The sequence below is a fragment of the Ottowia cancrivicina genome (genome assembly GCF_029813755.1).
In the GTDB taxonomy this organism is placed as follows: Bacteria; Pseudomonadota; Gammaproteobacteria; order Burkholderiales; family Burkholderiaceae_C; genus Ottowia; species Ottowia massiliensis.
The window spans coordinates 61090-70424 of record NZ_JARVII010000014.1 but is presented as its reverse complement, the minus strand read 5'-3'; the positions used below and the strand labels follow the sequence as shown (position 1 = coordinate 70424).

Annotated in this window: 8 protein-coding genes; 2 read left to right on the top strand and 6 right to left on the bottom strand. The window is 64.3% G+C overall.

Annotated features, from left to right (window positions below; genetic code table 11):
- Positions 1-261: hypothetical protein (locus tag QB898_RS08130; RefSeq protein WP_279524532.1), on the bottom strand; the 261-nt coding region annotated here is incomplete at its 3' end.
- Positions 262-265: 4 nt separating this feature from the next.
- Entirely contained in the window at positions 266-2491 is a 2226-nt protein-coding gene (locus tag QB898_RS08125; protein WP_279524531.1) for a DUF4781 domain-containing protein, read from the bottom strand.
- Positions 2492-2509: 18 nt separating this feature from the next.
- Between QB898_RS08125 and QB898_RS08120 the strand changes: the two genes are divergently transcribed.
- Entirely contained in the window at positions 2510-2782 is a 273-nt protein-coding gene (locus tag QB898_RS08120; RefSeq protein WP_279524530.1) for a hypothetical protein, read from the top strand.
- A 487-nt stretch (positions 2783-3269) separates the two neighbouring features.
- Here the strand turns inward: QB898_RS08120 and priA are convergent, their stop codons facing one another.
- Positions 3270-5438, bottom strand: a complete 2169-nt coding sequence (gene priA / locus QB898_RS08115) for a replication restart helicase PriA (protein WP_279524529.1) — start codon at positions 5436-5438, stop codon at positions 3270-3272.
- Positions 5439-5566: 128 nt separating this feature from the next.
- On the opposite strand from priA, the gene QB898_RS08110 reads away from it, so the two are divergent.
- The gene (locus QB898_RS08110; protein WP_279524528.1) at positions 5567-6328 is read left to right on the top strand and encodes a 3-hydroxyacyl-CoA dehydrogenase; all 762 of its coding nucleotides are present in this window, start codon (positions 5567-5569) and stop codon (positions 6326-6328) included.
- A gap of 238 nt (positions 6329-6566) precedes the next feature.
- Here QB898_RS08110 and QB898_RS08105 read toward each other — a convergent pair whose 3' ends face one another.
- The 3 genes from QB898_RS08105 to QB898_RS08095 all read right to left on the bottom strand — a co-directional run bounded on the left by QB898_RS08105 (position 6567) and on the right by QB898_RS08095 (position 9322).
- Entirely contained in the window at positions 6567-7340 is a 774-nt protein-coding gene (locus QB898_RS08105) for an ABC transporter permease (RefSeq protein ID WP_050716146.1), read from the bottom strand.
- A 4-nt stretch (positions 7341-7344) separates the two neighbouring features.
- The gene (locus QB898_RS08100; RefSeq protein ID WP_279524527.1) at positions 7345-8301 is read right to left on the bottom strand and encodes an ABC transporter substrate-binding protein; all 957 of its coding nucleotides are present in this window, start codon (positions 8299-8301) and stop codon (positions 7345-7347) included.
- A 112-nt stretch (positions 8302-8413) separates the two neighbouring features.
- Positions 8414-9322, bottom strand: coding sequence for a carbohydrate kinase family protein (locus tag QB898_RS08095; RefSeq protein ID WP_050716148.1), 909 nt, complete (start codon positions 9320-9322; stop codon positions 8414-8416).
- Between the last annotated feature and the right edge of the window lie 13 nt (positions 9323-9335).

Below are 9335 nucleotides of genomic sequence, written 5' to 3'. Positions count from 1 at the left end.
CGGCGAATCACTGGAGACAAAGGCAATACGCTTGACGTAATATTTCTGCGCCACGCGCTGGCAGGCAAATTCAACACCGGCTTTTACCTGCCGCGCAACCTCATTCTCATCAAGCCGCTTTATTTCATCTGCCTTTAATCTGAGGACTGATATTTCCACATCACTCACGGGAACATCAGAAAAAACCAGTTCAAGATAATTGTGTGTTGGCCCGCTCATATGGGCTACCTTGTAGGCATTGCCGTTTTTGATAAATTTCATAAACTTACTCTAATGGTGATGGGAACCTGTTTTGAGCTGCGCTATGTGCATTGTTGTAACTCGGTCCATATCTTTTCATATACCAAGCCTCAGCTATTTCATGTTTCAGGAGTTTAATATCTAACTCCCCATAGCTCCCATTGATCAGACGCTTCCAAGCATTAGCAATATCCATATTAGAATCAAATCTTCTCACCTCTGCTGGGATGCCTAGTGACACATATCGATCAAGAAGATGCTCCTGATAAAATAAATGGAATTTTATTTTCTCAATATTCTTCAATTTGAATCCAGTATTCTGAGCTATGGCTTCTATATCCGTAGTGCTAATTCGGATAGCAGCATACGCTTCATCGGCGGCCATGCTAATACCTGTCGCACCTCCAGATTGACGATTCCTAATAGGAGAAATATGTGGCCCTTCTTTACTTGCAACTCTACTTCGCAGCCACTGATGAATGCTGGAAATGGCATTGGAAAAATCCTTGACGCCATACAGATTTTTCACGCCGCCTGCCTGCCGCGCGCTGACAGCCGTACCAGCCGACCAGAATGCCATCATGGCCAGCGCATGCGTTCGTTCGGCAGGCGTCATGCGGTCCCAGTTTGCGGCCAGCATCAGGCCGCCATCCGCAAAGGCGGCGGTGTCGGCGTACTGTGCAGCCACATTCAGGCCGCGCGCGGTTTGCGCCATTCGGGTCAGCTGCACTGCTTCATCAATCGCATTGCCTGTGGCGCGTCCGCTCATGTTTGCCAGGCGCATGCTGGCGCCCATGGCCCCCAAACTGAGCGCGCTGGCACCTACGTTCAGCCAGGCATTTCGTGCTTGCGCATTGCCCAGTGACAGGGTTTGCCCATGTGCGGCGCGGTCTGCCAGTTCCACGCCTCCAGTGCCAGCGCCGTAAGCGCCAAGCAGCGCGCCTCCGACCATCACCGCTGTGCCCCCTGTGCCGACCACGGCAGCGCCCAGCAGCACGATGCCGCCCACCAGCGCGGCGCCGTCCAGGGCCGGTTTGATCCACGCTTCCCAGGCGGTGTCCACCGTGTTGGGCGTGTTGCCGGTTTCCAGTTGGGGCTTGCCATCCACTCCGGCCGTCAGATGGCCGTTGCGGGCATAGGTCATTTCGCCCGGGGGCAGCTGGTTGTTGTTTTTCCAGTCTTCAAAACTGGTGTAGGTGCGGGCCTCTTGGGTGGCCAAGTTGTAGTCAACGAATTTTTCCCGGCCGTCTGCGGTTTCAACACGCCAGATGACGGTCTGGATCAGGCCGTGTTCTTTGGATGCGACGGTGACGGGCAGCGACGCCACGCGCGCGCCTTCGCCGCCCGCTTTCTGGATTTGCGCTTCGATGGAGCGGATGGCCTGGCCTGCTCCATCAGCGGCATTGACGTTGAAGAAGTCAAGTTCACCGCGCTCCATGCGGGCCTGTTGCACCTCGTTGGCAGGGGCCTGCGTTACGGGCAGGCCCAAGGCCAGGCCAATGTCGTTGCGCAGATCTGACCCCTGCAAATGGCGGGCCTGATCGCCGCGCAACTCCAGGTACTGGACAAAAACGGGGTCAGTGAATGCGCCCGGATTTTTCTGTATGGCTTGCCAGATTTGTTCCGCGCTGGCATCAGGAGGCAGGGTTTTCAGAACGCCAGCGGCCCTGCTTTCGGCATTGGCAACGCGGGCCAGCCCTTCGGCCATGGCTTGCGGATCGTCCATTTTTTGCCGGGCGCGGCCTTCGGCCACTTGCGCGTACAGGTCCGTCACGGCCTTGTCAGATTCAGGCGTGGCGTAGCGCCTCGACGAAGCCAGCCCTTCGGCCATGCGTGTCAGTTGCAGCTGCCCTTGCCGAGTGGCTGGCGGGTTCGCCTGCACAACGGCCCGATGCAAAACGGCCCAGGGATCTGTCAGACCATTGACATGGGGCTGGCTGTAGCGATAGCCCACGGCAGCCGCGCCCACGCCCGCTGCTGCCAGGCTTTGCTCAGCCGGTGTCAGCTTGGAAAAAATGCGCGCCACGTCGCTTTGCTGCCCGCCTGACTGCATCAGCGTCAGCGCCAGTGCGCTGTTGAAATCAGGCCTGCCGCCATAGCCATTGGCGGCGCGCTCCGCATGGGCGGCAAAGCTGTCACGCAGAAATTTGGCTCTGGCGCCCGCCATCTCAGGCGCGTTGCCTGTCAGGAAGCTGCGGGCTGTTTCAAAGCGCGCAGGGTTATGGCCTGGGGGCATGCTGGCCACGCCCATGATGGTCTGCATTTGCGCATGGGTGATGTGGCCTTCGGTATATGCAGCGGCCACGGTGCTTTGCACGGCCGCTTTTTCTTCCGCGCTGATGCGGCCTGCGCCAGCCAGTTGCTCCAGCCGTTGCGCGCCAACCCAGTCATGAATGGCGTCCGGGCGCTGGTCGATGATTTCCTTCAGCAGCTGCGGGCGCGCGTCTGCGGGCAGTTGCGCGGCCTGGCGGGCGAACGCTTGCATGCGCTCATCCCGGTCGTCAAGCCACAGGGGGCGGTCGCCTGTGCGGTTGATGTCTGATGCCATTTGCCTGATTTCCTGCTCATCAGGCTTTTTCCCCGGGGAAAGCGCAGACGTTTGCCGCTGCCTTATGGATGCAGACGCGGAGGCTGAAGTGCTCGCGGAAGTGTTTGAAATAGCGGCCATGAAAGCTCCCGAAACAGTTGAAAACAATCCGATTTAAAAGCGACTTTTCATGAGCGACAAGCTAGTGCGATTACTGGCTGTTTATTTATACATATAGGGGTATCTATTTATGCCCTTGCGCGAAGTACGGCGAATGCAAGTCGGCTGCCGCAGGCTTTTGGGTGACTAGCGGATAGAGGATGCTTGCTGAATTACACCGAAAACAGGAGCAAATTTGAGCGGCTAAAAATGCCGGTATACGCCAGTTCCTCTAGGACTTCATGCTATTAATATAGGAGCGAAATAACGCTGCTTGCCCGCCGCCTGTGCTGCGTTCATGCTGCTGTCTGCCCGTTTTCTCCGCCTGCTCCTGAACAGGCCCTCAAAAGCTGAGCGGGTCCACATCAATGGCCCAGCGCAGCACGGCTTTGTGGCGCGCGCGCAGGGCGTGCAGGGCGGCTTGCCAGCCCGCCAGCAGCCCTTGCAGGGCGGCGCGGCGGGGGCTTTCCAGCAGCATCTGGGCGCGTTCCATGCCGGCCAGGCGCTGCATGGCGGCGGGCACGGCGGGGTAGCAGGTGACGTGGGCGGCCCAGTGCGCCAGGGCCGGGTCGGCTTGCAGCGCAGCGGCGGCGTCTTGCAAAAAGGCGATGGCCGCTGGCAGGGTGCGGCTTTCGGCGCGCAGCAGGGCCAGGTGGGCGTAGGGGGGCAGGCCGGCGGCCTGGCGTTCGGCCAGCTGGCTGGCGGCAAAGCCGGGGTAGTCGTGGCGTTTGAGGGCTTCAAACAAGGGGTGGGCGGGGTATTCGGTTTGCACCCACATTTCGCTGCCCTGGCCGCTGGCCTGGCTGTAGGCGGCGTCGCGCCCGGCGCGGCCAGCCGCTTGCATGAGCAGGGCAAACAGGCGCTCGGGCGCGCGAAAGTCGCTGGAAAAAAGCGCCGTGTCGGGGTTGAGCGCGGCCACGAGGGTGACGCGGCGGAAGTCGTGCCCTTTGGCAATCATTTGCGTGCCCACGAGCACGTCCACGCTGCCGTCGTGCACGTGCGCCAGTTGCTGGGCTAGCGCGCCTTTGAGGCGGGTGGTGTCGGCGTCCATGCGGGCGATGCGGGCGGGCTGCCCGTCGGGGCGGCGGGCGGTTTGCAGCAGGGCGGCCAGGCGCTCTTCCAGCTGCTCGGTGCCCCGGCCGATGGGGGTGATGTCGGCGTTGCCGCAGGCGGGGCAGGCGCGGGGCACGGGCTGCGCCAGGCCGCAGTGGTGGCAGCGCAGGCTGCGGTCGGCGCGGTGAAAGACGCGGAAGGCGCTGCAATGCGGGCATTCGCTTTTCCAGCCGCAGTTAGCGCAGTGCAGCACGGGCGCCCAGCCCCGGCGGTTGAGGAGGATGAGCGACTGCTCGCCGCGCCCCACGCGTTCGGTGATGGCTTGCAGCAGCGGCGCGGCAATCACCGTGCCGCGCGGCTGGCGGCTCATGTCCACGCGCCGCACGAGGGGCAGCGCGGCTGCTCCGCCTGCGCCTGCGCCTGCGCCGCTGCCCACGCGCGAAGGCATGACCAGGCGCTGGTATTTGCCCCCGTCCGGGCGGCTGGCGTGCCAGCTCTCCAGCGACGGCGTGGCCGAGCCGAGGATGACTTTGGCCCCTTGCAAGCGCGCGCGATACACGGCCAGATCGCGCGCGGAGTAGCGCGCGCCTTCTTGCTGCTTGTAGCTGGGGTCGTGCTCTTCATCCACCACGATCAGGCGCAAGGCGGGCATGGAGGCGAGCACGGCCATGCGCGTGCCCAGCACGATGCGCGCGCGCTGCGTGTGCGCGGCCAGCCAGGCCGAAAGGCGCTGCGCGGGTGTCAGGCCGCTGTGCATGGCCACCACAGCGCCCGCGCCCAGCAGCGGCGCAAAGCGCGCGGCCAGGCGCGCCTGAAGCTGCGGGGTGAGGTTGATTTCGGGCGCCAGCACCAGCACTTGCGCGGCGGCGTCTTGCGCCAGCACGGCTTCGGCCGCGCGCATGTAGACCTCTGTTTTGCCGCTGCCCGTGACGCCGTGCAGCAAAAAGGGGCCTGCGCCTTGGGCGATTTGCGCCAGCGCGGCGGCCTGCTGCGGCGTGGGGCTGGGCCTGGCGGCGGGCGTGGCCGGGCCTTGCGCCACGGCGTCTTGCTTGGCCAGCTTGGCCAGCCGCCGCGCCATTTGCGCTTCGTCCAGCGTGCGCAACTGCGGCGGCAGCGCCGCCAGCGCCACCTCGCCCAGCGCGCGCTGGTAGTAGCGGGCCGTGAAGGCAATCAGCTGGCGCCAGTTTTCATCCAGCGGCGGCAGGCTGGTGAAGGCGCAGGCCAGGGGTTTGATGTGCGCAGCCAGCGCGGCATCGGGCGCATCGGCCAGGCCCCACACCACGCCCGGCACTTCGCGCTGGCCCAGCGGGGCGCGCACCAGCGTGCCGGCGGGCAGCGGCGCGCTGTGGGCGTAGGTGAGCGTTTGCGCCAGCGCGCTGTGGGCTGGCGCGGGCACGGCCACGGCCAGCCAGTGGCAGGGTTCAAAGGGTGCGGAAGGCGTGGCGGCAGTCTCTGGCATGGCGGGCGGCGATTGTGGCAGCGGCGCCCCGGCGCATACAGGGAAAAACAGGAGACGGCCCGCCCGCCTGGCGCTCCACAATGCGCGCTGGCCCATTCCTCAACCATGCATAAAGGAGATCAGAGAACATGCAAATCGAAAACAGGGCGTTCATCGTCACAGGCGGCGCGTCGGGTCTGGGCGAAGGCACAGCGCGCATGCTGGCCGCTGCAGGCGGCCGGGTGGTCGTGGCCGACTTGCAGGCCGACAAAGGCGAGGCCGTGGCGCGCGAAATCGGCGGCGCTTTCGTGCACTGCGACGTCACCAGCGAGGCCGATGGCCTGGCCGCCGTGCAAAAGGCGCAGGCGCTGGGCCAGCTGGCCGCGCTGATCAACTGCGCGGGCGTGGCCCCGGCGGAAAAAGTGGCGGGCAAAAACGGCGCGCACCGGCTGGAATCTTTCGCCCGCACCATCAGCATCAACCTGATTGGCACCTTCAACATGATCCGCCTGGCCGCCGAGGCCATGACGCACAACGAGCCGCAAGCCGACACGGGCGAGCGCGGCGTGATCATCTCCACCGCCAGCATCGCCGCGTTTGACGGGCAAATGGGCCAGGCCGCCTACAGCGCCAGCAAAGGCGGCATCGTGAGCATGACGCTGCCCATCGCGCGCGATCTGGCGCGCAGCGGCATCCGCAACATGACAATCGCGCCCGGCATCTTCGCCACGCCCATGATCTTTGGCATGCCGCAGCCCGTGCAAGACGCGCTGGCCGCCAGCGTGCCCTTCCCTAGCCGCCTGGGCCGCCCCGAAGACTACGCCCGGCTGGTGCGCCACATTCTGGAAAACGACATGCTCAACGGCGAAGTCATCCGGCTCGACGGCGCCATCCGCATGCCGCCGAAATAAGCGCCCGCAAGGCCCCGCGCAAAACCGCCCGGCGGCCTGGCGCGGCAGGCAGCGGCACAGCACGGTTCAGGGCCGCATTTCTGCCGCATCGCCTTGTTTTGACCCCTGCGCCGCATCAAAACAAGGAGCAAATAAAGGGGGCGTAAAATGCCATTCTGCGCTGTTTCCACTAGGACGTCATGCTATCAAACAAGGAGCGGATAAGAGCCTTGAATCCGGTGTATTGGGAGACAGCCTTTCACAGCGAGGCCCAGGCGAACAGGCGCCGGTTGAGGAGCTTGAAGGCGAAGTCGGACACCAGGCCGATGACGCCAATGACGATGATGCCGAAGATGATCTGCCCGGTGTTGAGCAGCGCCTGGCTGTCCACGATCATGTGGCCGATGCCGCTGGACGAGCCGATGAGTTCGGCCACGATGATGTAAGTCCAGGCCCAGCCCAGCACCAGCCGCAGCGTTTCGGCAATTTGCGGGGCCGCGCCCGGAATGAGCACGCGCCGCACCACGCCGCCGCCGCTGGCGCCCAGCGTGTAGGCGGCTTCCACCAGGTCGCGCCGCGCGCCGCCCACGCAGATGGCGATCATCAGCACGAGCTGGAAAAAAGAGCCGATGAAGATGACCAGCAGCTTCTGCACTTCGTCCACGCCCGCCCACAGGATGAGCAGCGGAATGAAGGCGGAAGCCGGCAGATAGCGGCAGAAGCTGACAAATGGCTCCAGAAAGGCTTCAACAGGCTTGAAAGCGCCCATCAGAATGCCCAGCGGCACGCCAATGGCGGCGGCCAGCGCGAAGCCGCCCATCACGCGCCAGACGGTCATGCCCACGTCTTTGGCGAAGCCGTATTCGGTAAACAGCAGCACGCCTTCGCGCGCCATCGCGGCCGGGCTGGCCAAAAAGGTGGGCGATACCCAGCCAAGGGCGGTTACGAGCCACCAGGCGGCCACGAACAGCGCGAAAAAAGCGATGCCCAGCGCCCAGCGGACGCCGGGCGTGACAGGTTGCAGCGGACGCACGGATTTACCGGATGAATTGCGGATCGGCCAGGCCGTCGTAGGTTTGCGGAAGCTGGCGGATGACGCCAGATTCGAGCAAGATGGCGGCGGCTTCCTTCATGAAAGGCTGCACTTCGCTGGCGAAGAACTTCTGGTTTTCGGCCTTGTCGGCCCAGCGCAGCGCCTTGGCCGATTCGGCGAACTGTTCGCCCGTTTGCTTGACCACTTCGCCCATGATGCCGTAGGCCTTTTCAGGCTCTTTCCTGATCATGTCGAGCGCCTCGAAGTAGGCGTCAGTGATGCCTTGGGCGGCCTTGGGGTTGGCCTTGAGCCACTGCGGCGTGCAGCCGAAGGTGTCGATCACGGCCGGATAGTCCACGGTGGTGGCCAGGATGCGGCCCGCTTCGGGCTTGGCGCGGATGGTGGACAGATACGGCTCGTAGCTCACCGCTGCGTCGTTGCGGCCTGAAACGAAGGCTTGCGCGGCGGGCTGCGGCTCCAGCGCGACGGTGCGTATGTCTTTGAGGCGGATGCCGTTTTTGCTGAGCATCCACGAGAGAAAAAAGTGCGGCGTGGTGCCGGGCGCGCTGACGGCGATGGTTTTGCCCTTGAGGTCGGCAAAGCTCTTGATGTTGTCGCGCACGGCCAGGCCGTCTGCGCCGTGGGAGCGGTCCATCAGGAAGATTTGCGTGATGGGCACGCCATTGACTGTCCAGGAAATATGTGACTGCACCGCCGTGGCCGCGCACTGGATGGCGCCGGAAGCCAGCGCCAGATGGCGGTCTTTTTGCGGAATCATCTTGATTTCGGCCTCGATGCCGTGCTTTTTGAACAGCCCGGTTTTCTCGGCCAGCGAGAGCGGCCCGTAGCCCGTCCAGCCCGAAATGCCCATGACCACCTTGGTGGCCTCTTGCGCTGCCGCACTTGCCGCGCAGGCGGCCAGCGCCACGGCAGAAACGATCTTGATGAATGCTTTGGACAAGTTTGTCTCCTGTTGATATGTGAAAGCCGGAAAAACCTGCCGCCCGGCCAGGCGGGCGGCAGCATGGGAAACGGCGGCGGCCCGTCTCACGCGGCAGGCGCGCTCGGGGTTTTCAGATGCCCGCCAGCAGCGCTTCTTTTTGCACTTGGTAGTTCTGCGGGCCGTGCGAGGCGATCTTGATCGCGCCCAGGCGGTTGCCGAGGGCGGCGCAGCGGGCCACGGGCCAGCCTTGCTCCAGGCCGTAGAGCAGCGCGCCGCGCCAGGCGTCGCCGCAGCCGGTAGGGTCGGCAATCTGGCTGGCGGCCGTGGGGGCAACGCGCTGGCTTTGGCCGCCTTCCCAGATGTCGCAGCCTTCGCCGCCCAGGGTGACGGCCAGGGCGCGCACGCGGCGAGAAAGGTCGGGCAGTGCCAGACCGGTGCGCTCGCACAGCATGTGGGCTTCGTAGTCATTGACGGCCACCCAGTCGGCCAGTTCGATGAATTGCAGCAGCTCGGCGCCGTCAAAGGCGGGCAGCATCTGGCCGGGGTCAAACACGAAGGGAATGCCCGCTGCCTTGAACTGGCGGGCGTGCTGCTGCATGGCTTCGCGCCCGTCGGGCGAGATGATGCCCAGGCGAATGTCGTCGCGGGCGGTGACGGTGTTGATGTGCGCCTGCGTCATCGCGCCGGGGTGAAAGGCAGTGATCTGGTTGTTGCCCGTGTCGGTCATGATGAGCGCCTGCGCGGTCATCATGCCGGGCACTTCGCGCACGAATTCGGCGCTGATGCCCAGCGATTTCAGCCGCGCGAGGTAATCGGCGCCGTCCACGCCCACCGTGGCCATGGGCAGCGGCGCGCCGCCCAGCTGGCGCAGCGCGTAGGCGATGTTGCCCGCGCAGCCGCCGAAGTCGCGCCGCAGGCCCGGCACCACGAAAGAGACGTTGATGTTGTGCAGCTGGTCGGGCAGGAGCTGGTCGGCAAAGCGCCCATCGAAGTTCATGATGGTGTCGAACGCGATGGAGCCGCAGATGAGAACGGACATGGGAAGCGAAAGC

What these genes read in the sequence shown, in the direction of transcription:
- QB898_RS08125 (WP_279524531.1), bottom strand. Translation starts at nt 2,491, where the DNA reads ATGGGCGTGGCCAGCATGCCCCCAGGCCATAACCCTGCGCGCTTTGAA.
- QB898_RS08110 (WP_279524528.1), top strand. Translation starts at nt 5,567, where the DNA reads ATGCAAATCGAAAACAGGGCGTTCATCGTCACAGGCGGCGCGTCGGGT.
- priA (WP_279524529.1), bottom strand. Translation starts at nt 5,438, where the DNA reads ATGCCAGAGACTGCCGCCACGCCTTCCGCACCCTTTGAACCCTGCCAC.
- QB898_RS08095 (WP_050716148.1), bottom strand. Translation starts at nt 9,322, where the DNA reads ATGTCCGTTCTCATCTGCGGCTCCATCGCGTTCGACACCATCATGAAC.
- QB898_RS08120 (WP_279524530.1), top strand. Translation starts at nt 2,510, where the DNA reads ATGGGTGATGTGGCCTTCGGTATATGCAGCGGCCACGGTGCTTTGCAC.